At 29.9% G+C, this 23,214-nt stretch carries 22 protein-coding genes and 2 pseudogenes; 11 read left to right on the top strand and 13 right to left on the bottom strand.

What is annotated here, in order from left to right; translation table 11 throughout:
* Positions 1-92: 92 nt before the first annotated feature.
* The gene (locus HXZ69_RS13775; protein ID WP_312068482.1) at positions 93-761 is read left to right on the top strand and encodes a sensor histidine kinase; all 669 of its coding nucleotides are present in this window, start codon (positions 93-95) and stop codon (positions 759-761) included.
* Positions 758-1,515 (top strand): annotated as a pseudogene (locus HXZ69_RS13770) (LytR/AlgR family response regulator transcription factor). The gene HXZ69_RS13775 and the pseudogene HXZ69_RS13770 overlap by 4 nt, the downstream one beginning before the upstream one ends.
* Before the next feature lie 37 nt (positions 1,516-1,552).
* Here HXZ69_RS13770 and HXZ69_RS13765 read toward each other — a convergent pair.
* Positions 1,553-2,373 (bottom strand): annotated as a pseudogene (locus HXZ69_RS13765) (DUF6268 family outer membrane beta-barrel protein).
* 389 nt (positions 2,374-2,762) lie between these two features.
* Between HXZ69_RS13765 and HXZ69_RS13760 the strand changes: the two are divergent.
* The gene (locus HXZ69_RS13760; RefSeq protein ID WP_286496307.1) at positions 2,763-3,218 is read left to right on the top strand and encodes a DUF4442 domain-containing protein; all 456 of its coding nucleotides are present in this window, start codon (positions 2,763-2,765) and stop codon (positions 3,216-3,218) included.
* A 353-nt stretch (positions 3,219-3,571) separates the two neighbouring features.
* Here HXZ69_RS13760 and HXZ69_RS13755 read toward each other — a convergent pair whose 3' ends face one another.
* Complete coding sequence (locus HXZ69_RS13755) at positions 3,572-5,053, bottom strand: aminotransferase-like domain-containing protein (protein WP_286496306.1); 1,482 nt, start codon at positions 5,051-5,053, stop codon at positions 3,572-3,574.
* An 86-nt stretch (positions 5,054-5,139) separates the two neighbouring features.
* Here HXZ69_RS13755 and HXZ69_RS13750 point away from each other — a divergent pair, with 86 nt between their 5' ends.
* Together HXZ69_RS13750 and lplA are read left to right on the top strand one after the other, a co-directional pair.
* The gene (locus tag HXZ69_RS13750) at positions 5,140-6,999 is read left to right on the top strand and encodes a TonB-dependent receptor plug domain-containing protein (protein WP_286496305.1); all 1,860 of its coding nucleotides are present in this window, start codon (positions 5,140-5,142) and stop codon (positions 6,997-6,999) included.
* 126 nt (positions 7,000-7,125) lie between these two features.
* Positions 7,126-8,112, top strand: a complete 987-nt coding sequence (lplA, locus tag HXZ69_RS13745; RefSeq protein WP_219035158.1) for a lipoate--protein ligase — start codon at positions 7,126-7,128, stop codon at positions 8,110-8,112.
* A gap of 413 nt (positions 8,113-8,525) precedes the next feature.
* On the opposite strand, the gene HXZ69_RS13740 is transcribed toward lplA, so the two are convergent.
* The 9 genes from HXZ69_RS13740 to HXZ69_RS13700 form a co-directional block, all read right to left on the bottom strand.
* A complete protein-coding gene (locus HXZ69_RS13740; RefSeq protein WP_125349324.1) occupies positions 8,526-9,158 on the bottom strand; it encodes a response regulator transcription factor in 633 nt (210 codons plus the stop codon).
* Between the two features lie 3 nt (positions 9,159-9,161).
* Positions 9,162-11,432, bottom strand: a complete 2,271-nt coding sequence (locus HXZ69_RS13735; RefSeq protein ID WP_286496304.1) for a sensor histidine kinase — start codon at positions 11,430-11,432, stop codon at positions 9,162-9,164.
* A 122-nt stretch (positions 11,433-11,554) separates the two neighbouring features.
* Positions 11,555-12,148 (bottom strand): hypothetical protein, encoded by a 594-nt coding sequence (locus tag HXZ69_RS13730; RefSeq protein WP_038330489.1) that lies wholly within the window; start codon positions 12,146-12,148, stop codon positions 11,555-11,557.
* Positions 12,149-12,444: 296 nt separating this feature from the next.
* A complete protein-coding gene (locus HXZ69_RS13725) occupies positions 12,445-13,005 on the bottom strand; it encodes a hypothetical protein (protein ID WP_286496303.1) in 561 nt (186 codons plus the stop codon).
* Positions 13,002-13,184 carry a YqaE/Pmp3 family membrane protein gene (locus HXZ69_RS13720; RefSeq protein ID WP_171622766.1) on the bottom strand — a complete coding sequence of 61 codons (183 nt, stop codon included), beginning with the start codon at positions 13,182-13,184 and terminating at the stop codon, positions 13,002-13,004. The genes HXZ69_RS13725 and HXZ69_RS13720 overlap by 4 nt, the downstream gene beginning before the upstream one ends.
* Positions 13,181-13,852, bottom strand: a complete 672-nt coding sequence (locus tag HXZ69_RS13715) for an NAD-dependent epimerase/dehydratase family protein (protein ID WP_286496302.1) — start codon at positions 13,850-13,852, stop codon at positions 13,181-13,183. Before HXZ69_RS13715 ends, HXZ69_RS13720 begins: the two co-directional genes overlap by 4 nt.
* A 3-nt stretch (positions 13,853-13,855) precedes the next feature.
* The gene (locus HXZ69_RS13710; RefSeq protein WP_286496301.1) at positions 13,856-14,734 is read right to left on the bottom strand and encodes a flavin reductase family protein; all 879 of its coding nucleotides are present in this window, start codon (positions 14,732-14,734) and stop codon (positions 13,856-13,858) included.
* Positions 14,735-14,743: 9 nt separating this feature from the next.
* Positions 14,744-15,712, bottom strand: coding sequence for a fumarylacetoacetate hydrolase family protein (locus tag HXZ69_RS13705; RefSeq protein WP_286496300.1), 969 nt, complete (start codon positions 15,710-15,712; stop codon positions 14,744-14,746).
* Between the two features lie 87 nt (positions 15,713-15,799).
* Complete coding sequence (locus tag HXZ69_RS13700; RefSeq protein WP_286496299.1) at positions 15,800-16,675, bottom strand: hypothetical protein; 876 nt, start codon at positions 16,673-16,675, stop codon at positions 15,800-15,802.
* Positions 16,676-16,853: 178 nt separating this feature from the next.
* On the opposite strand from HXZ69_RS13700, the gene pepE reads away from it, so the two are divergent.
* The 4 genes from pepE to lpdA all read left to right on the top strand — a co-directional run bounded on the left by pepE (position 16,854) and on the right by lpdA (position 20,156).
* Positions 16,854-17,576, top strand: a complete 723-nt coding sequence (pepE, locus tag HXZ69_RS13695; RefSeq protein ID WP_286496298.1) for a dipeptidase PepE — start codon at positions 16,854-16,856, stop codon at positions 17,574-17,576.
* Between the two features lie 43 nt (positions 17,577-17,619).
* Positions 17,620-17,940: a hypothetical protein gene (locus tag HXZ69_RS13690; RefSeq protein ID WP_125349335.1), complete on the top strand. Its 321-nt coding sequence runs from the start codon at positions 17,620-17,622 to the stop codon at positions 17,938-17,940.
* Positions 17,930-18,637 (top strand): S41 family peptidase, encoded by a 708-nt coding sequence (locus HXZ69_RS13685; RefSeq protein WP_286496297.1) that lies wholly within the window; start codon positions 17,930-17,932, stop codon positions 18,635-18,637. Before HXZ69_RS13690 ends, HXZ69_RS13685 begins: the two co-directional genes overlap by 11 nt.
* Positions 18,638-18,755: 118 nt before the next feature.
* Positions 18,756-20,156, top strand: coding sequence for a dihydrolipoyl dehydrogenase (gene lpdA / locus HXZ69_RS13680; RefSeq protein ID WP_286496296.1), 1,401 nt, complete (start codon positions 18,756-18,758; stop codon positions 20,154-20,156).
* A gap of 196 nt (positions 20,157-20,352) precedes the next feature.
* Here lpdA and HXZ69_RS13675 read toward each other — a convergent pair whose 3' ends face one another.
* A complete protein-coding gene (locus HXZ69_RS13675; protein ID WP_286496295.1) occupies positions 20,353-21,096 on the bottom strand; it encodes a Rossmann-fold NAD(P)-binding domain-containing protein in 744 nt (247 codons plus the stop codon).
* Between the two features lie 71 nt (positions 21,097-21,167).
* On the opposite strand from HXZ69_RS13675, the gene HXZ69_RS13670 reads away from it, so the two are divergent.
* Positions 21,168-21,866, top strand: a complete 699-nt coding sequence (locus HXZ69_RS13670) for a pseudouridine synthase (RefSeq protein ID WP_038331486.1) — start codon at positions 21,168-21,170, stop codon at positions 21,864-21,866.
* Positions 21,867-21,980: 114 nt separating this feature from the next.
* A complete protein-coding gene (locus HXZ69_RS13665; protein ID WP_038331490.1) occupies positions 21,981-22,574 on the top strand; it encodes a hypothetical protein in 594 nt (197 codons plus the stop codon).
* A gap of 31 nt (positions 22,575-22,605) precedes the next feature.
* On the opposite strand, the gene HXZ69_RS13660 is transcribed toward HXZ69_RS13665, so the two are convergent.
* The gene (locus tag HXZ69_RS13660) at positions 22,606-22,971 is read right to left on the bottom strand and encodes a hypothetical protein (RefSeq protein WP_286496294.1); all 366 of its coding nucleotides are present in this window, start codon (positions 22,969-22,971) and stop codon (positions 22,606-22,608) included.
* Positions 22,972-23,214: the final 243 nt, after the last annotated feature.

Genomic DNA, 23,214 nt, shown 5'->3' with positions numbered 1-23,214 from the left:
GAAAAACTCCTTATGAAATACTAAAATTAAAACTAAAATAATTATATTTAAAGTCTACGAAGTCATGAAGTACGACACCTGCATCTTTATTAATAATTGGTACTGCTTGTGGAATTCGTTTTTATCAAGAACATGGAAAAATTGAGCGTGATCATATTTTACTTCAACAAGATCATTTAGAAAATCAACTCAAATTATTACAAGATCATGTTAATCCTCATGTGATGTTTAACATATTGAATCATATTCATATTTTATTGAAAAAGGATACCGAACTAGCTTCATTCTTACTACTTAAATTCTCGGATATTTTACGTTATCAACTTTATGAATGCAACAAAAACGAAGTCGTGTTAGAGAATGAAATTCAGTATTTAAAGGATTTGATTGATGTAGAAAAATTACGCTGGGGCAATGAAATTGATGTTTCCACTTCATTCACCATAATGAATAAAAAAGCGATGATTGCTCCTTTGTTATTGGTGCCTTTTATAGAAAATGCATTTAAACATGTAAGTAGAGTTCCCGATTATAAAGGATTTATCAAAATAAACTTTAACGAAAATAACAATCAAATTCATTTGAGTATCGAAAATACGTATGCTAAAATTCCTATTCAATCTAAAAGTGTAGGTGGAATTGGATTACAAAATGTAAAAAAGCGACTAAATTTAATTTATCCTGAAGCTTATCAATTAAATATTACTGAAAATGGACAATTATATAAAGTCTATTTAACTATTAATTTATCTTCAACATGACTACAACACATCTAATTTCAAGAAAAATGAAATGCTTGATTATTGATGATGAACCTTTGGCTCGTCAGCATATCAAAGATATGGCGGAACAAATTGATTTTATAGAAATTATACAAACTTGTTCAACAGCTCTAGAAGCAACTACATATGTTACAGAAAGCACAATTGATCTAATTTTTTTGGATATTAATATGCCTTATCTTTCTGGTCTCGAATTTTTGGAACAAATCGAAAATCCACCACTTTGTATTTTCACTACCGCTTATTCCGAATATGCTCTTGAAGGATTTCGATTGCAAGTAGTTGATTATTTACTAAAACCAATTGCATTCAACCAATTGCATTCAACCGATTCTATCAAGCTGTTAATAAAGCTTATCAAATATTTTTACTTAACGAAAAAATAAAGCATGGAACTATTCTCAATGATCCCTTTCTATATGTACGACAAGGAGATACTTTTACCAAAATTTCTTGGGTAGATATTCTGTATGTAGAAAGTATGCAAAATTATGTAAAACTACATTTCAAAGATAAATCTATTCTAATTCACCAAACCATGAAAGTATTAGAAGAATCTTTACCAATGAATCATTTTTTTCGAATACATAAATCTTTCTTAGTGAATGTTACACATATAGAGATAATTTCTGGAGGTCGAATTTATATTGGCAAACATGAACTTCCTATTTCTAGGAATAAAAAGGATGAGTTACTTAATCAAGTTGTTTATAAAAAATTAATTAGTAAATAAAAACAGTCTCAATAAATTTTGAGGCTGTTTTATGTGATTAAGGTAAGTTCCAACGTAAACTCAGCGCAGAATAAAAGGTTGTCGAAAAACGAGGATCTGCAATTTCCTTCTTTCTAAAAAGACTCTTTAAGTTTCTTTCATTTTCAGAAAAAGATCGTACCAAAGTCGTTCCTCCTGTTAATTGGAGTTTTAGCGAATTACTCAATTTTATTTCAGGACGTAAACCAGCAACAACTTGCTGATAACCTACTAATAATGATTTGCCTTCTTTGGATCTTTCAGCAACCATTCCACTAAGATTTACCACGCTTTTCAAAGCAAAGTTTGTTGTCATTTGGTAACCTGCTTCTACACCTTCTGGAAAATTAATATTCACATTGAATTTGTCACCTCCAGTTTTCCAATCAAAATAAATTCCTGGCATTACCATAGGAACTCCAAAGTTATTCGATAATACAGGTCCTAACCCTAAAGCTAATTTTGGATTAAAATGTTTAATAAATAAAACACCTCCTTGACCCAAAATATCATCGGTAGATATATTTTCCATATCAGTGTAAATACCTACTAAAGCCATTGTCAAAATAGACCATGAGAACTAATAGGTGAAAAGTATTGTAAACCAATTTGAGTATTCAACATTTCTGAAGGAAATAATTGTTCTTCATAATTATTATTGTTCATTCTTGCATATGCAGTACTAAATAGCAAAGACCAGTTGCTATATTTTCCATCTTTCAATTCTTTCGTATATAAAGGAATTTTCAAACTCACTTCTGCTTTTTTGAAATCGCTTTTAGAATCTGTTTTTAAACTATCTATTGGACGTATATAATTGGAAAATGGAACATATTCCATTTTTAATTTACCTCTAATTTTATTTTGTGCATTCAAGAAAGTAGTCAATAAACTAAACGCGGAAATTAAAATGTTTTTTTTCATCTTTTTTTGCCAAAGAGAGGAGTTTTAATAGTAAAAAAATAAATTAATTGACGAATTACTATTCCTGATTGATATACGGTGATAGAAGAACGATATCATTATTTATAATCTAAAGTCGAGAATGAAAGACAAGAGTTTTTTGATTACTTTTTTGCGCTCTAAATATCGATGAATTGCATCTTCTCCTCCTAGTAGAATAAGGCGTAATGAATAAATAACTTTAGAATTAATTTCTTCAATAATTGAAGAAAATCAAATAAAACATTTACTTTTATTATATTAACCCTTTTTGATATAATGAGAATATGAACAAAGAATTTTTTAAAAATATACTGACAACTCAAATTCCGATTGCGTGGATTGCTGGAGTTCGTTTGGAATCGTGGGAAGAAAATAAAGTTTCGATACGAGTAAAATATGGATTCCTTAATCAAAATCCGTTCAAAAGTATGTTTTGGGCGGTGCAAGGAATGGCAGCAGAATTTTCTTCTGGTTTGATGGCAAATGCTAAGATTTCTAAATCAGGTGAAGATATATCGATGTTGGTTTTGGGAATGCAATCGAAGTATTTGAAAAAAGCTATTGGTAAAATTGTGTTTACTTGCGAAGATGGAGAAAAAATAGACGCAGCTATAAAAGAAGCGATCGAAACGAAGAAAGGTGTATCGCTAAATGTGACAAGTAGAGGCGTAGACGAGGAAGGAGATATTGTTTCAGAGTTTCAGTTTACGTGGACATTCAAGTTGAGAGATAAAAAATAATGAAACCAATACTTAAAACATTTTTAATTTCTGTACTATTTAGTTTTATTGTTTCTTTTGTAAGTTGTTTAGTATTATTTCTTCACGAATCCTACAAAAGTTATGGTTCAATTCGTATTGTAAATTTTTCTAGTGTTACGTATTTTATAATTCAGTATTCATTTTTAGTTGTTTTACAGTTGATTATACTTAATTTTTTGGTTGGAATTATGCTAAAAAAATTCAAAATCAGACTATCAAAACAATTTATAATTTATGCTTTTTTAGCGTTGATTTATTTTATAGGAATTAATTATTACATTGATTTTAGATTAATTGTAATTAATCCTACATAAAAATATAAAGGCTGAAATTTATTCAGCTTTTTTTGTGATTTCTTGTTTCAAAATTGAAATTACTTCATCTATTTCTTCAAAATTTAGATGCGCAAATCCAAGGCGAATTCCAGTTTGATGTTGGGTTTGATATAAAATTGTTTGTGGAATAAACAATTCATTTTTTAAACAATTTCGTTTTAATTCCATTAAATTTATAGGTTGATTAAAATTAATCCAAACAGCTAAACCTCCATTTGGACTAGTAAAACTGATAAAATCATTTAATTCCGTTTTCAATTTCTGACAAAAATAATCGCGTCGTTCTCGATAGGTTTTACGATGTTTTTTTAGGATTCGATTTATTTCACCTTCGCTAATCATTTCACCTAAAACTTGTTCGATAAATGGATCAACCTGTTGATCAAGAATTGATAAGTGTTTCTTCGCTTCAAGAATTAGATTTTTCGGTGCTACAATAAATCCAATTTGGTAACCTGGTGCAAGATAATGACCAAATTTTCCAGTATAAAGAACCATTCCATTTTGATCCGAACTTGCCAAAGGTAAAATTGGATGATTGCTGTAATGGAAATCAAAATCGTAATCATCTTCCACAATTGCAAAACCAAATTCCTGCGAAAGTTGTAGTAATTCAACTCTTCTTTGCGAACTTAATGTAACCGTTGTAGGATAATGGTGATGCGGTGTAACGTAAACAATTCGTATCGGAAATTGCTCGCATAATCTTCTTAAATCGTCGGTGTCAATTCCAAATTGATCCGTTTTTACTTGTTTGATTTTAGCAAATTGTGTCTGAAAAATCATGTTACTTTTATAATAACTTAAATTTGCAACCGCAACAACATCATTTTGTTTCAGTAGAATTTCTGCAATTAAAAAAAGTGAAATTTCCGAACTTCTCGTCACTAAAATATTCTCTTTCGAAATATGTAAACCTCTTGTCAAATTGAGATAATTTGCTAAATTCTTTAAAAAGTACTCATTTTTGGACTGATTTACCTTTGAAATTGACGTTTTTCTTTTTAAAATAGCTGAATATAATTTAGCAGGAAGTTTTAGTTCTGCTAACCGATGATCGATTGTTCCATCGGTTAAATATAAGCGTTGATTAAAATTTTCGTACGGATTATCCAAAAGTATCGATTGTTCAAATTGAAAACCTGTTTTATCAGGATACAAATTGATTGAAAATTGCTTTGGAACAATGGTTTTCTGAAACTTTTGAGAAGATTGACTTAATACATAACTTCCTCTATTTGGAACGATTTCTATCCAACCTTGGGCTTCAAGTTCCTGAAAGCTATTGACAATCGTATTGCGATGAAGCGTTAAAATATCACTTAACTGCCTCGTTCCAAGTAATTTTGTGCCGCTTGGAATATAACCTAATTGTATTGCTTTAGCCAACTGATTCGCTAATTGAAGGTAAATTGGTGTATCCGAATTACGTTCGATTTCGATAAAACTTTTGTATGGTATTTCAGCCGGACTATTCATTATCTGTAAACTGGTATATTATGGCAGATCGGAAAGGTACTACTTTTGCGTCAGATTTAACTCAATTAATTAAATAATTAGTAAAAATGAAGAAGATTACTATGGTATTGTGTTTAGCTGCACAAAGTATTTTTGCACAAAATGTGAATGATACCATTGCGATAGGTGAAGTTTCTATTTTAGATAACCGTCTGAATACGCCACTTTCTAAAGAAAATAGAAACATTTATGTATTAAGTAAATCAGAAATTAACAAATTACCTGCACGTTCTTTACAAGATGTGTTGCAGTATGCATCTGGAATAGATTTGCGTCAACGTGGTCCATTCGGAACGCAAGCTGATATCTCGATGGATGGTGGAAGTTTTGAGCAAACATTGATTTTGTTGAATGGTGCAAAAATTATGGATCATCAAACAGCTCATAATGCGCTAAATCTTCCCATTCCACTAGAGGCGATTGACAGAATTGAAGTGGTACGTGGTCCGGCTGCTCGTGTTTATGGAAATAATAGTTTGACAGGTGTGATAAATATTGTCACGCGTCAACCAAAGAAAACAGGAGTTTATGCGAATACTTATTTTGGAACAAATTTTAAGAAAGATAGTGAAGATACGGACGATACCTATACAAGTAGAGGTGTGCAACTTGGCGCGAATTTGGCAAAAGAAACGCATCAACATCAGTTGTATGTGAGTCACGATTGGGGAAATGGATACCGATACAATACAGCATACGAAAACAATAAATTGTATTATCAAGGAAACTTTCAGTTTGATGATGCAAATAGTTTAGTTGCTTCGTATGGTTATGTGAAAAATGGTTTCGGATCAAATGGTTTTTATGCTTCACCTGGTGATAAAAATTCGAAAGAATTAGTTGAAACAACGTTAGTTAATATTCAGTCAAAACATAAATTATCGGATCGAATTTCGTTAGCACCACGTGTGAGTTATCGTTACAATTTTGATGATTATCGCTATTATAAAAATGATTTGAGTAAAGCACGTTCTCTGCATTACTCAAATTCTATTTCGGGAGAAGTAAATTCGACCTATCAATTGAATAAAGATCAAATTGGAATAGGAGTTGAATACCGAAATGAGCAAATTTCATCAACTAGTATCAAAAATCATACACGCGATAATGTTGGATTTTATGCGGAATATAAAACGGATATTACACCAAAACTGAATGTAAATATAGGAACGTATGTTAACTATAATTCTCAATATGGTTGGCAAGCATTTCCAGGAATTGATGCGAGTTATGAGGTAAATTCGAACTTGAAATTAATGGTAAATGCAGGTACAAGCCAGCGAATTCCTTCGTTTACAGATTTATATTTGGATCAACGACCAGGAAATATAGGGAATGCAAATGTTGAATCTGAAAAGGCATTTCAAACAGAAATTGGTTTCAAATACAACAAAAGAAATTGGACGTTTAATGCCTATTATTTTTATCGTTCGATCACAGATTTTATCGATTGGGTACGTTTAACATCTAATGAACCTTGGCAAGCGCAAAATTTTGGAGATTTGAGAACACATGGATTTAATACGAAGGTTTCATATTTAGCAAACCTTTCTGCGAACCAGAGTTTGAAATTTTCTTTGAGCTATTCTTATCTTGATCCTGAGTTTAAAAATGTTGATGATCAATACAATTCTAAATATAAAATAGAAAGTTTAAAACATCAGTTAATCAATACAATAGATTATGCAATCGGAAGAACTACTTTAAGTTTAGCGAATCGTTATAATACACGTCAATCATATAAATCTTATTGGATTACTGATGCAAGAATTAATCATTCATTCAAAAATAATTTGAGTATTTATTTTGATGCACAAAACATTTTTAATACTACGTATAACGAAGCTGGAGCCATTCCGTTGCCAACAACTTGGATGAGTTTAGGAATTAAATTTACAGGGATTTAGATGATGACAAACATTTAATATTCTCTTTAATAGTTTATATTATAAATGCGATGAGACAACTTTTTTAGGAAAGTTGTCTCTTTTTCATTCCATAAATTTCTTCCTAACTTTGCAAAAATAAATTGTATGATTATCATCGATTCGCCATCTCATGATGCGTATTTCAATATAGCTTTAGAAGAATATTTATTGTACCACTATCCAACAGAAGATATTTTTTTGCTGTATATCAATGCTCCGTCAATAATTGTCGGAAAATTTCAGAATACATTGGCAGAAATTAACTTGGATTATGTGACTGAGAATAATATCAAAGTTGTTCGTCGCATGTCGGGTGGTGGAGCTGTTTATCATGATTTAGGTAACCTAAATTTTTCTTTTCACACATTATTAGGACAGAATGATTTTATGGATTTTTCAACATTTACCGAGCCTATCATCAAATTATTAAATAGTTTGAATGTTCCTGCAAAATTGGAAGGAAGAAACGATTTGTTAGTTGATGGTAAAAAGTTTAGTGGAAATGCAAAATTGGCTCGTAATGGAAAAATGATTCAACACGGAACGATACTTTTTAATTCGGACATGTCAGTTTTAGGCGATGCATTAAAAATTAATCCATTAAAATATGTGGATAAAGCCATCAAATCTAATCGTGCACGTGTGATTAATTTGATCGAATATTTTCCAAATGAAATGACGACGGACGAGTTGAAAGCTTTGTTGATTGATGAAATGTTAGAAACAAATGAAGGAGCGACAATTTATCATTTAACAATCGAAGATTTGAATGGTATTGCGAAATTGATTGAAGAAAAATACCAAACATGGGATTGGAATTTTGGTTTTTCACCAAAATATAATTTCAAAAATGCAAAGAAAATTCCAGCAGGTTTTATTGAAGTTCACTTGGATGTAGAGCGAGGCGGAATAATTGAAAAAGCTAAAATATTTGGTGATTTCTTCGCTTCAGAACCGATTGAAGGTTTAGAAAATAAACTAATTGGTGTTAAACATAACGAAGAAGAAATTACAAAAGTTCTGAATTCTATTGATGTAACAGATTATTTTGGAAAGGTTACAGTAGACGAAATTTTAGAATTATTTCGATAAAATTATAAGCCAAATTTTTATGAAAGTTTGGTTTTTTGATTTCAATTTTACTTCTAGATAAAAAATTCTGTTTCTTCTTAAGAAATTGTTGAATCCTTTCTGGATACTTGTTTTTTTACATTTTAGATGAAAAATCGTTTTGAAAACTTACTTGATCTAATTTTAACCTTCCTATTTCTCAGTTTTTTGCAAAAATAAAGACGGAAGAGCTCACGACTTTTAGTTAATTAGTAATATAAAAAAAATCGCTTAAGTAGAGAACTAAGCGATTTTTCAATAGATGTAGTTAAGGTAATAAGAATTGGTTAGTAATCTTATTTTGGGTTGTTTAGTGGTTGAAATATAGATTGTTATTTCTTTTTCAAAATTGATAAAAATTTTAGAATTAAAATATCCCTATTTATAGGTATTTTTTAAGGTTTTGAAATCAATCCATATTCTATTGCTGATGTGATTGCTGAACTTAAATTTGATGTTTTAAATTTTTCGATCAAATTTTTTCGATGACTATCTACCGTATGTGTACTAATAAATAACTTATCTGCAATTTGTTGTGTTGTTAATCCTTGTGCAGCTTCAATTAAAACCTCTTTTTCGCGACGCGTCAATTTCGGAATCGTATTCAAACCATCTTTTTCCTTTTTACTCATCACATTTTTGGTTTGTGAACAAAGAAATTTCTTTCCATCAAAAATAGAATTAATTCCTTCTAATATTTCGTCAACAGAAGCATTTTTCTGAATATAACCCGAAGCACCTTCTTCCAAACAACTATTAATTACAGCGTATTCATTGTGTACGCTCAACATAATAATGTGCATATCAGGATATTTTTTCTTGAAAGGTTTAATCAATTCAATACTATTAGTATCCGATAAATTGATGTCTAACAAAAGAATATCAATTTCTGTTGTTTTTAAGGCTTCTTGTAATTGTTGAGCCGAAGCATAACAATCGACCACTTGTAAGTTTTGTTGATTACTCAAAATATTTCGCAAACCTTCTAATAATAAAGGATGATCGTCTGTGATTGCTATTTTTATCATAAGTTATATTTTAGGAAATTGGAACTCTATACTTGTTCCTAAATCGATTTCTGAATGTATATTTAATTGTCCTTTCAAAAATTGGACACGCGATTGAATATTATGTAAACCTGCTGATTGCGTTAGTTTTGTATTATTCATATCAAAACCTTTCCCATCGTCTTCTACAGTGACAGAATAATTGTTTTCATCTTCAACAAATTGAATGATAATTTCCGCTGCATGCGCATGTTTAATGGCATTATTTACTAATTCTTGAATGATACGATAAACCAATAATTGATGCTCTTTGTCAAGTGAATTTGTATAGCTCAAAAATTGAACATCAATATCCAATTGTTCATTCGACATTCGGATTGCATATTCTTCTAATGCTTCTTCCAAACCATATTTCAACAACAGATCTGGCATTAAATTATGAGCTACACGACGTAATTCATCCACAGCTCCATCTAATTGTTGAATAGATTTTGCTATGTCCTTTTTAGAATGTTCGTCAATTTTATCGTTTAAATGAGAGAGCTGAATTTTTGTTCCTGAAAGTAAACCGCCCAAACCATCGTGTAAATCCCGTGCAAGTCGAGTACGTTCTTGTTCTTCACCATTAAGAAGAGCCGTTAAAGTGGATATTTTAGAATTTTGACGTTCTTGTTCGATTTCCAACTTATATAATTCTTCGCGTTGCTTTAGATGTTTGTTGCGTTGTTTTAAAGCGTAAAGCAATAATCCAAGTAAAGCAATAAAGAAGATGATAGAAAAGATGTAATATTTGTTTAATTTATTTTTGAAATTAAGTTCGGTGATATAATTAACCAATTCATCCTTTCTATTTTTATTTTCTAGTTTAGAAAGCCTTAAATTCTGTTCAGAAATCGTTAATTCTTGTGAGCGTTTATCGGATTCTAATCGAGATAACTTTAATTGTTTACGTTGAAAATCTTCACTTAATCTTACATTTTCTAACTCTTGTTCTTGTTGAATTCCTAATGAGTGCATTAGTTGAATTTGTTGCTCTTTTTTCTCAGCTTCTAATTGTAAACGAATCATTTGTTGTTGCTGACGTTCTTTATCAAATTGAGCTTCTAAACGTTTACTGATCTGCGCTTGTTCGTTATCATAAATTTCTTTGTAAGTAGATGTATACAATTTATAATAGCGCAAAGCTTCTTTGTAATTCCCTTCACGATCTTCAATATTAGATAAGCTTAAATATAACGAAAGAAGAATATTTTTGTCAGGCATTGTATTCTCGTTGACTTTTATAAGTGAATTGAGTAGATAGCTTTTTGCAGTAGAAACTTCGTTATTCTGCAAAGATAATTCGGCTAAAATACCATTAGCAGAGGCAACGTGATCGGATTGATTATTTTGTTCTCCTATTTCTTTGGCTAAATTGGCATATTTGATAACTTTTCCTTGATAGTTTTTGGGATAAAACTGAAGATATAAATTGGCTAGATTAATAGCTACAAACGACAAGTCTGTCGCTGTAGCCATTTCACTTTTGTTTTTATAATACGTATTTATAGCGTTAGTATAATATTTTTCGGCTAAATCTCGTACAAAAATATTCTTTTCATTCTGCATAAATTTTTGTTCATACATGTATCCAATCGACATATAAGAAGCAAAAATTAAATTAGGATTATTTTGTTTAAGCGCTACATCTAAAGCAAGTTTGCTGTACTTTTCTTGTAATTCGTAATCATCCCATCTCGAATAAATTCCAGTCAATTCGTTATAAATAGAACTCATTCGTGTAAGAACAGTTGGCGTAACAGTAGCTTTATCTAGAAATTTAAGACCATCAATAAAGTTTTTTACAGCCTTAGAGTCTTCATTGTTTCTTAAATTCAACCATCCTTCGCAATATTTAACATATCCTTTTGTTGAATAATCAGTTGTGCGTCCGCTGTAATAAATTGCTTTTTGCAAATTATAATTTGTTGCATTCAAATTATCATCAATACGATTATTCATTGCAGAAACAGCATGTAAATATGCAGCATATTTTCCATCACTCAGTTTTTCGGCGCTAGAAATATTTTGTTTCAAAACAGCGAAAGCTTTTTCTTTTTGATTATTAAATAATAAAGCTTGCGCATATTTTCCTGTTATTTCGTATCGTTCAATAGAATTAGGAGCTGTTTTATTATATTGATTCTCAAAATTAATCAGTACTTCTTGTGCATTAGCAATTCCACTAATAGCGCATAAAATGACGACTATAAGTTGAAATAAAAGATTTTTTAAAGCACTATTACTTTTTAACATATTGAGATGTTGAGTTTATTTGAGCTAATATAATGTCTTTTGTAGAATCAAAGAAACTAAAACAATCCGAAGAATGTTTTAGTTTGTACATAAGTTGAGGTAGGTTAGGATATAGATTATTGTTATTTCTTAAAATTAATATGAACGTCGAAAAATTCACCCTTTTGAAGAATTCCGTCTAAATTTCGATCAATAATTAAAGCAATATGTACTTGATCGTTGTCGTAAATATTCCAATCCATTTCAGCGTCATATTGATAAACACCTTTTAATGTCCATTTGTAAATATCCCAATTTCCAGACGTTCCAATTTTATCCACACGTTTTTCATTATTTGAAACATAATATAAATATTGATGTCCATCATACGATAAAAACGGATAATATATGACTTGGTTTTTCTCTGCAGCAAAACCACTACTAGGTTCAAAATATGGTATGCTTTCTATTTTTATTCCTTCTTGAAAATTAACATCAGCCGAACTATCAGTCACTAATGCTTGTGCAGCGTAAAACAGATTTTTCTTTTCTTGATAAGGTTTATTTAGATATTCAACACTAAATTCTTCTGGGCGAAGTGTGATTGTTTGTTCAGCTTTATCAATATTAAATGTTTGATTTCCTTGCTTTATTATAATATTATTAGTTGTATATTCTTGTGCATTTCCAAAAGAAGCCAAAAGACTACAAACCATTAGAACCATTATTTTTTTCATCTACTTTTCTATTCTGATAGTGCTAAATTATTTCGAAAATTCTTCAAAAAACTCACTATAATTATTGAATTTACTAGATTAAATCGTAAATAAAAGAAATAACGAATTTATTTTAACTAATGGTACAAGAATAACAACTGTGTACAAATATCAAAAAGTAGATGAAAATACGCTGGTGTTGATAGAATATCGTGATAAAAATAATGATGGGAAAGAAGATAAAATCTTAAATTATTATGAACATAAATAACGCAAAAAGACAGCTTAATTAGTTGTCTTTTTTATTAAAAATTATTTCAATTTTGCGAGAAAACAATATAATTCCTTGCTAATTTATCTTTGTCAATATCAAACAAATGCAATTCAATTTCTTGTTGAATTTTCTTTAAATCTTTAATTGGTATTAATATCGAAGTCTGAAAAATAACTTCTGGTAATTGAGAATCTTCTAAATAATCAATGAAAACTAAATCTCCAACATCTAAATCATTTTCATTTTTAATTTTCTGAATTGCAAAATCTAATTTTGAATACTTAATAGAAGAATATTTTGTTTGATATAAACCAAAATCTCGATTATAACTAATTGTCTTATTATTGATAATAATATTCTCTTTTCCATAAATATTCCACAGAAAATATCGAATAATAAAATAGAAAATAAGGAAGCTGATTATAGAAATTGGAACAAAGAAATTTTGCGGCTCCGAATCAATTATTGTGATTAAACTAATCGGAATTGAAATCATCAATAAAATGCAAAAGAACAAAAAGAATTTTCTCCTTTTAGAAGGACTAATTTCTAAAGTGACGTACAAGTTAATGTTATCTTTTGCTATTTTATATTGATTTATCATCTATTCAATTCTTTTATCCTTGCTTTGTTTCTTCCGTCCAAAAGTGACGCAACAGCCCAAATTGCTGCGGGCAACCATCCAATTAAGGTGATTTGTAAGATTAAGCAAATAACGCCTTGTATTATTTTTCCTCTTAAAATGAATGATAACCAAGGTAGGAGTACGGCTAGTATGATCATTGTGTTGTATTTATCGAATTAATTATTTCGTTGTAATGTAAAATTGAAACTTTATTTGATGTTGAATGCAAATCATTTTCAATAAGTGATTGAGCAACTTTTCCAGCTTCAATTGATTTATATTTAGATAATTTTCCGCGTAAAAAGAAATTGATCAAAGGAAAAACTTTTGAACTTATATTCTCAGCCAAACGATATTCCTCTCGATTGCCAATTAACAAAGATGGACGATACAAGAATAATTGTTTGATAGTATTCTTTTGCAAAGTTTCTTCGGCTTCGCCTTTCATTTTTAAATAAAAATTAGACGAGTTCGCATTTGCACCAACTGCCGAAATATAATGAAACTTAGTTAATCCTTTTTGATTCCCAATCTTTGCAAATTGATTCGGAATATCGACTTCAATTTTACGATAAACATCTAAATCAGGCGTCTTTTTTCGAGTTGTTCCCAAGCACGAAAAAATAGAATCAATCTGCTGGATTTCATCTAAATTAATTTCTGAATTAAAGTCAGTGACGATTTCAATTAACTTTGGATGATTGATTTGTTGAGGTTTTCGAACAATTGTGATAATAGTAGCATAATCAGGATGATTGAATAACTTTTCTAAGAGAAGAGAACCAATTAAACCTGAGCTTCCTAAAACCAATGCAGATTTACCCATCATCTAAATTTTCATTAACAACCAATACCACGCACCATTTACATCACCTTGTTCCAAAAGTTTTGCTGCAACTTGATGACGAACCTCAACAGATTTAAACTTTTGAATATCTAATCGTTCTGTCAATTGTTCCTTGAAATTAAGAATCATTTCATCTGTAGGTAATTTTTCTACATTTCCTAATTGACCTAAATTATTACCTGTTAAATAATTAGAATGCTTCACTTCGTCAGGAAGTTGATCTATTCCCAAACCAATTGTACGCGTAGGTTTTTCGACTTCGAAGATCGATTCTGGAATAACTCGGCAATAATAATCACCTCCCATACGAGCAACTAAATCCAAATCATAAGGCGAAACTTTATCATTTTCATCCAGTAAATCCTCTTGTACATGCATGCGCACAATTTCTGCAATCACCAAATTAGCTGCACCTGGTTGATCTGTAACAGAAATTACTTCACGCACTTTACATTCAAATTGAATCGGAGATTCGGCTACACGAGGAGGTTTAACCAACTCTGAAGGTAATTCTGTAAAACCAGCTTTCACAAATTCATTTACACCTTTTGGATATTCCACACTTGCCAACGATTGTTGCTGAACCATGTTATAATTGACAATATTAATTACACATTCAGGGTGTTCCCAAACATTTTCTAATGTATGCTTTGTCGATCCATCTCTCATTTTTCGAAGTGGAGAAAATACACAAATAGGCGGATTTTGTCCCATCATATTGAAGAATGAAAATGGGCTCAAATTTACATTTCCGTCTTTATCTATCGTACTTGCAAAGCAAATAGGACGTGGAGAAATAGCGTGTTTGAAAATGTCATTAAATTGACTTGTATTTGGCTCAAAAGATTTTGTATGTTGCATAAGTTGAGTTTATTGGGTATAAAGATGAACAGAATTTACTAATTTTCCTAATCCTGTAACAGACATTTCGATAGTATCATTTGGTTGTAACCATTGTTCTTTATAAGCTGGATTCTGACGTTTTCCAGTTCCATTCAATTCAAGAAAACAACCTGTACCAACCGTTCCAGACCCTATAATATCACCAGGATAAAGTTTGACACCATACGAAATACGTTCGATAATCTCGGCGAAAGTCCAATGCATATCTTTGAAATTTCCATGAGAAACTTCAATATTATTGACTGAACAAGACATTTCTAAATCATAACAATTTCCGATATGTCCTTCTTTAGGCTCAACTTTGTATTTTTCGATTTCGTTTGGTGTTACTAAATATGGACCAAACATCGAAGCGAAATCTTTTCCTTTTGCAGGACCAAGATTCAGTTTCATTTCTTCCATTTGTAACGCACGTGCACTTAAATCATTCAAAATCATAAAACCACCAATATATTCATCTGCATGTTCTGCTTTTATATTGATACCTTCTTTTTTGATGACAATAGCGACTTCAAGTTCAAAATCCATTCGATTGAAATGTTTTTCCATGGCAATTATTTTTCCTGGACCTTGAATAGCTTGATGATTAGAGAAATAGAACACAGGAAATTGATCAAATTCTGGAATCATATCCAAACCTCTATTCAACCGAGAAGTTTCTACATGTTGACGAAACGCATACGCATCTCTAAAACTTGAAGGATGAGGTATTGGAGCCAAGATTTGAGGCTCTTTTACTAGAGCTTTCTTATGTTCACCACGATTGATTTCGTTTGTAATCTGTTGACAAATTATAAGTGAAAAATCATCATCAGCTAAAATATCAATTAGGGTAGAGGGTAAGTTGTGATTAATCTGTGTCAAATCATAGATAGAGTATTGCAAAACAAGACCTACTTTTTCTTGTCGATTGTCTAAGAAAGTAACGAATTTCATTATTTGTTGTTTGAGAGGTGAAGATACGAAGATGATTTTAATGTTGAAATAAGTGAAGAAAAAAAGAGAAAATTTATAGAACTTATTTTATTTATTCATAATAGAATCTATTTTCAACGTTAACTTATCAGCACCTTTTGCATTTAGATGATCTGAATTTTTGAAATCTTTTTTATTGAAATCTTTATTATTAATAAAATAATCGATGAAAACGACATTATCGTATTTCGATAAGCGATTAATATTATTTTTTAAGTTGAAATATTGAGGTGTATTTATGACATAATTTTTATATAAATTGGTTGTAGGAGTAGCCAATAGAACAATTTTTATATCATTTGATTTTGCTTGTTTTATAATTTGTTCTAAATCATAAAAATGTGTTTTTATAATACGTTGTACTTGATTTGAATTTAAATTTGCACGATGTCTTTCAAACGTTTTTTTAGCGTAAATACTATCATTCCAACTTGGTTCGTATCGCTTTTTTATATAACCATTAATATCTATTGTTAAATTATTTTTATCCTGAATCCAATAATCTTTTATTCGATTATAATTAACATCAATAGGTTCTGAAAAAATTTCGTAATTAAGATTAAAGTCGTTATTATTTATATCAATTTTCCAATAAATTGAATAATATTTTAATTTCTTTTGATTAAAATTATTCAATTGTTTTGTAAACGAAAAATACGAAATGGGAATAATAATGGTTTTTAAATTGGGTAAATATTTTCGATTTTGTTCAAAAATTTTATAATCTAAATCTAGTGATTGAGCAGAATGTGCAGCATTAAAAGTTTTATTGGTAAATAATTTTGGATTGAGCCCTGTAAAAGTATGTGAACTTCCAAGAATCAAAGTTTCTATTTGTTTTCCATTTTCTTTTAAATAATCTGCTTTGTATTTGTAATCGTTGGGAATTTTTCGAAGTGTTTGTTCTATTCCAATTATTATCATAATGACAACTATGAATAAAGGTATTATGAAGCGTACTATTTTTTTCATGCAGATTTAAAAATCTTGAAATTCTATTTTTTTAGAATTGCACAAAAGTAATCTAATTCGGTATAATTTTTTGTCAATTTTTTACCTACTTTCTTATTTTAAACTTACTTTTGAGTTAAAATTCAATAACATGATAAACCCAAATGATAGACTATTAGTGATAAGTACGAGTACTATTCACGGCTATAGTTTTTTAGAATATATAAAAGATGAAATCAAAGAATTTATTCAATCTGATGAAATTATTTTTGTTCCTTATGCGCGACCTTCGGGAATTTCGTACGATGAATATACGCAAAATGTAAAAGATGCTTTGCAAACGGTTGGGGTTTCTGTAAAAGGTTTGCATACTTTCGAGAATAAAAAAGAAGCAATTTTGCATGCGAAAGCGATTTTTATTGGAGGAGGAAATACATTTTTATTGCTAAAAACGTTGTATGAAATTGGTTTGGTAGAAGAGTTGAGAAGTGCTGTACATAACGGAACACCATATATTGGTACAAGTGCTGGAAGTAATTTGACAGGTTTAACAATTGGTACAACAAATGATATGCCGATTGTTTATCCGCCAAGTTTTGATGCGTTACAATTTTTACCTTTTAATATTAATCCGCATTATTTGGATCCTGATCCAAATTCTACACATAAAGGTGAAACAAGAGAAACTCGTATCAATGAATTTCACAAGTTTAATCATCAAGTTGTCGTTGGATTGAGAGAAGGAAGTTGGCTTCGTGTAGAAAATGGAGTAGTGGAATTGAAAGGAAAATTATCGGCCCGAATTTTTAGACAGAGCGAACAACCAATTGAAATTGAATCCGGTATTTTAGAGGAAAAAGTTTATAGTATTTAAAAATCATTTATCTTTAAATTTCATAATATGAATTTAGAGAACAATGAGGATAAATAAATTTTCTTTTATTTTTTTGATCCTTTTTACATTTGGTTGTAAAGAAAAGATCGTTAGTGAATCATCAGTTTCAGAGATTCCATCTGATTATGAAGAATTATTTTCTGTCATGAAAAAAGGCTTTATCGATAGAGATAAAATTGATTGGGAGAATTTGGAGAAAAAAGTAATCGAGAAAACTAAAATATCGAAAGATTCGGCGATTGTAGAGGCAATTACTTTATTAGGAAATAATCATACACATTATCTTACGAAAGATAAAGTGTTATTAACAGGTCGTTTTCCGAAAGCAAAAGTTGAAAGATAAAGTGTTATTAACAGGTCGTTTTCCGAAAGCAAAAGTTGATAGCGCTTGTTTGTTAAAAGTAGAAGATAATAATAAGTTAACTAAAATTCCTGACGTTGCGTATATTAGGATTAAGCGTCATGGGTACAATAAAACAATAAGTGATAAAGACTATATTTTCAATAATCTGAAAATTATTTCTGAACAAGCAAATTCTAATTATTGGATTATCGATTTGAGAGATAATACGGGAGGTTCTAATTGGGTAATGATAACATCTTTATTACCATTTTTTGAAGATAATGTATTAGGATATTCTAAAATTAATAATGATGATATTCCTTGGTCAAAAAAAGATGGATGTTTTTTTAATGGAGTTAATAATTTATCAAAAGGATATATTAATTATCCGATAATAAATACAATTCATCCAAGGAAAATTTATGTTTTGATTAATCATAGGACAAGTAGTGCGGGCGAAGCTACATTAATTACGTTAAAATCACTTTCGAATGTGAAAGTTCTAGGTAAGAAAACGATGGGAGCAGCTACTATGAATACGAATACAAAATTGTCTAATGGCGATATGCTTAATTTAACAGCTGGATATATGATGGATGCTAAAAAGAACATTTATCCATATGGAATTGAGCCAGATTATGAATTGTGCTCAGAAGATGAAATTTTAAACTTTATCAAATCAGATATTAAAGAATAGCTTATTTTTCCCAATTTCCTAACAAAATTCATTACAATTTTATAACGAAAATCTATTCGATATTGGTTATATTTGTAGAGTTTAAATTAATTATAATAATAAATCAAAATAAAACTATATGAGTTCTTATGATGTAGCCGTAATTGGTGCTGGACCTGGAGGATATGTTGCAGCTATTCGCGCAGCGCAATTAGGATTTAAAACAGCAATTATCGAGAAAGAAAGTTTAGGAGGTACATGTCTTAATGTAGGATGTATTCCATCAAAAGCTTTATTAGATTCTTCTCACCACTATTACGATGCTGTAAATCACTTTAAAGAGCACGGAATCGAAATCGATGCTCCAAAAGTAAACTTCACTCAAATGATTGCTCGAAAAGCAGGTGTTGTAGATACTAACGTAGCTGGTATCAAATACTTGATGAGTAAAAATAACATTGATGTGTTAGAAGGTACTGGTGCTTTTAAAGATGCAACTCATATTGTAGTTACAGCTAAAGACGGTTCTACTCAAGAAATTGAAGCTAAAAATACAATTATTGCAACTGGATCAGTTTCATCTGAATTACCATTTGCACCAACAGATAAAACTCGTATCATCACTTCTACAGAAGCATTAGCTTTATCTGAAGTTCCAAAACACTTAATCGTTATCGGTGGTGGTGTTATCGGATTAGAGTTAGGATCTGTTTACTTACGTTTGGGTTCTCAAGTAACTGTTGTAGAATATGCAGACCGTGTTATTCCAGGAATGGATGGTGCTTTGTCTAAAGAGTTGACAAAAGTATTGAAAAAACAAGGAATGAAATTCCACACTTCAACTGGTGTAACTTCTGTTGTAAATAACGGAAATGATGTTACATTAAAAGCAACTTCTAAAAAAGGAGAAGAAATCGAAATTAACGGAGATTACGCTTTAGTAGCTGTTGGTCGTCGTGCTTTCACAGGATCTTTAGGTTTAGAAAACGTAGGAGTAGAGGTTGACGAAAGAGGTCGTATCAAAACAAACGATCACTTACAAACTAATGTTTCTAACATTTATGCGATTGGTGACGTTGTTGCTGGTGCAATGTTAGCACATAAAGCAGAAGAAGAAGGTGTTTTAGTTGCTGAGCAATTAGCAAGTCAAAAACCTCATATCAACTATAACTTAATTCCTGGTGTTGTTTATACTTGGCCAGAAGTTGCAGGAGTTGGTAAAACAGAAGAGCAATTAAAAGAAGAAGGAGTAGAGTACAAAGTTGGTTCTTTCCCTTTCAAAGCTTTAGGACGTGCTCGTGCATCTATGGATACAGACGGTTTTGCTAAAATTTTAGCTGATAAAAACACAGACGAAATCTTAGGAATGCATATTATTGGTGCTCGTGCTGCTGATTTAATTGCAGAAGGAGTTGTAGCAATGGAATTCCGTGCATCTGCAGAAGATTTAACAAGAATGTCTCATGCTCACCCAACATTCTCAGAAGCGATCAAAGAAGCTGCTTTAGCTGCTACAGACAATCGTCCAATTCACGCTTAATCAAATAGATTTAAGATAAATTCCTAAAAAGCTGTTCGTAAGAGCAGCTTTTTTTATAATTTTAAACTTTATAAACATCAAGAATGGAAAATATCACGACTTTATTCAAAGAAAATTGGGACACAATATTAATTACTGTTATATCAGTGATAACATTTTATTTTGTATTTAAATCGAAAGAACGAAAGAGAAGAAATTAATTTTCCTTAAAGTAAACTGGGTTTGGGTAAAGAAATTCATAATTAAATTCATCTTGTATTTTTTGACTTGAAATTATTTTTCCTTCACGACTTATAGAGGAAATAATTTTCTTATTTAATTGATATTCTAACACTTCTTCTTTAGTAGGATGTTCTGGTGAAACGATATTATAAATTGATGAATTTTTATTTATATGAATTATTTTTTCGATCACTTGACAAACATCTAGATAATGTATATGATTGACCATTTGAGATAGATTAGAATGTTCTAAAGTTAAATATTTAGAAAGAAATCTATCGTTTCCCATTAGTCCGCCTAAACGTAAAATGATTAATTGATTATATTTTTCTTTTAATTGATTTTCAATTGAATAATAAGGATTATTTAAATGAATAGTTTCAATTGGATTTTCAAAAATAATTTCATTATTTTCAGAATAAATTGCTGTTGAACTAAGCAGAATAAGTTGATTATTATAATCTCCTAAAAAGTCAATTAAATGCTGAAATCTTTTCTGTAAATCGTCTAAATTATTTCTTCTTCCAAATGGAATTGTCACAATAACAAAATCATAATTGTGTTTAATTTTTTCAGATTTGTAATGATCAAAATCGATTGAAAAACAATTTTCTGCATCCGAAATTCGTTTCGTAGTTTCAATCAAAAATTGCTTTTCTAAATACTTTTCTAATCTTGATCCCAACCAACCTTTTCCAATAATCAATCCTTTTTTCATTCAATTTTATTAAGCAATAAATATAATACTGTTCTATTTTCTAACCGAAAATAACTTTCTATTTTTGCCAAATGTTAGAAATTCTTTATCAAGACGAATATATTATTGCCATTAACAAACCAAGTGGATTGTTGGTTCATAAATCTTTTTATGCGCGTGATGCGTCTGTTTTTGCGGTTCAGGAATTACGCAATCAAATTGGTGGACAACATGTTTATCCCATTCATCGTTTGGATCGTAAAACGTCAGGAGTTTTGCTTTTTGCTTTAGATAAAGAAAGTTTAAAAATTATGAATGATCGTTTTGCAACACGCGAAGTTGAGAAAAAATACTTGGCTATTTTGCGTGGTTGGTCGCCAGAAGAAATGACGATAGACTATGATTTGACGAATGATGATGGTGTAAAGCAAAATGCAATTACCTATTTTCATCGTTTACAAACGGCAGAAATTGATTTAGAATATAACAATCATCCGACTTCACGTTATTGTTTGGTAGAAGCAATTCCCGAAACTGGTCGTATGCATCAGTTGCGTAAGCATTTTCGTCATATTTTTCATCCAATTTTGGGAAGTCGTCCGCATGGATGTAACAAGCAAAATAAATTGTGGTTAGAGAATTTTGGATTGAAAGGAATGATGCTTCACGCGCATGAACTAGTGTTTAATCATCCAATTACAAATGAACAACTTGTTTTGAATGCAAAGGTAAATGAAGAATTTTCTAAAGTTGGAGATATTCTTGGGTTAGATTTAGAAAAATATAAATAATCTTAATTAATATTTCTCAATTTATCATTTATATTAAATTTATAATTCAGAACGTTAAATAATTGAAATTGAGAATAATGTTTCATAAATTAGTAGAACCAAATATTCTTGCTTATGAAACATTATTTTTACTCATTTTTTACTTTATTTCTTTTATTTAATTGTTCAGAAAATAAACCTGAAATTAAAAAGCTCACTCAACAAGAATTAACAGAAACAACAGAATTTAAAGAAGCTTCACCCGAAAAAAAACAATTATTTTCTGAACTTACAGCTTTTCAGAAAGATTTACAAAGTAAGCAAGCTCAGAAAATTCCAGATTATTTGGATTGTCCAAAACGTATCGAAGAATTAGATTTGAATACTAAAAATACAGCGATTCGTACTGATGTTGAGGCAAATTCATTTCGATTATCGACAAATTTAGTTACAGATAATTTTGATTTGATTTACAATGAATTAGATTTGAATATTATTAATGAAGCAATAAAATCTATTCCAGAAACGGATTTATTGGCAAATGATAATGTATCGACAAATGTAAAAATTGGTGAATGCGATTATCATACTTCAATTTTGATGAAAAACAAAGAAGTCGAATTTAATATTAAATCTTCGACACCAAAAAATGAATGTAAAAAAGATCAAAAATGGAAATTTGTTTCGAATGGAGAAATTCTTGTTTTAGATCATCGAAAAATGTTATAATTAAAAAAAAGTTCAAATTTTGAACTTTTTTTTAATTTGTATAATAGTTATTATTCTCTAAAAAATTATAACCCAAATCATAATATTGTATTGGTTCATTTTTAAACTTTATTTGAAAGCGTTGATGATCCGTTTCCAATGATTCTAAACTTTTTGGGTTAAAATATTTGTGCTCAGAATTCCAATAATAATTAGGTCTAAAATTGTTTATTTTTATAGTTTTAGATGTAAATTTAAATGGATTTGTTTGATGTTTCATCAATTCTGTCCATAAATAGAACATCTGATAATTACTAAAATCTTCTCCATTTTCTGTTTTATAAAAATAAAGAGGGTTTTGAATTGAAAAATAATTTTGAGATTGATACGGTTTTTTATCTTCCAAATAATAATCCATCAATCGTAAAATATCTAATAATTGTTTAACTTTCGGTGGTCCATCATTTAAATAGAATGAAATTTTCTTGATTACTTTTTCGTCTTTTACAAAGACTAATTCTTCGTAATTACCATCTGTTGCAAGCCTTTCATATTTATTTGGTAAATTCTTAATATCAATCTGATTTTATCAATAGCGTCCTAAATAAATTTAGGGCATAAAATATCCACCCACTTTAGTAGGATACAAGCTATAGTTGGA

The organism is Empedobacter sp. R132-2 (genome assembly GCF_030324375.1).
Classification (GTDB): domain Bacteria; phylum Bacteroidota; class Bacteroidia; order Flavobacteriales; family Weeksellaceae; genus Empedobacter; species Empedobacter falsenii_B.
Note: the sequence above shows the minus strand (reverse complement) of the source record. Positions and strands in the feature narration are given on the sequence as shown.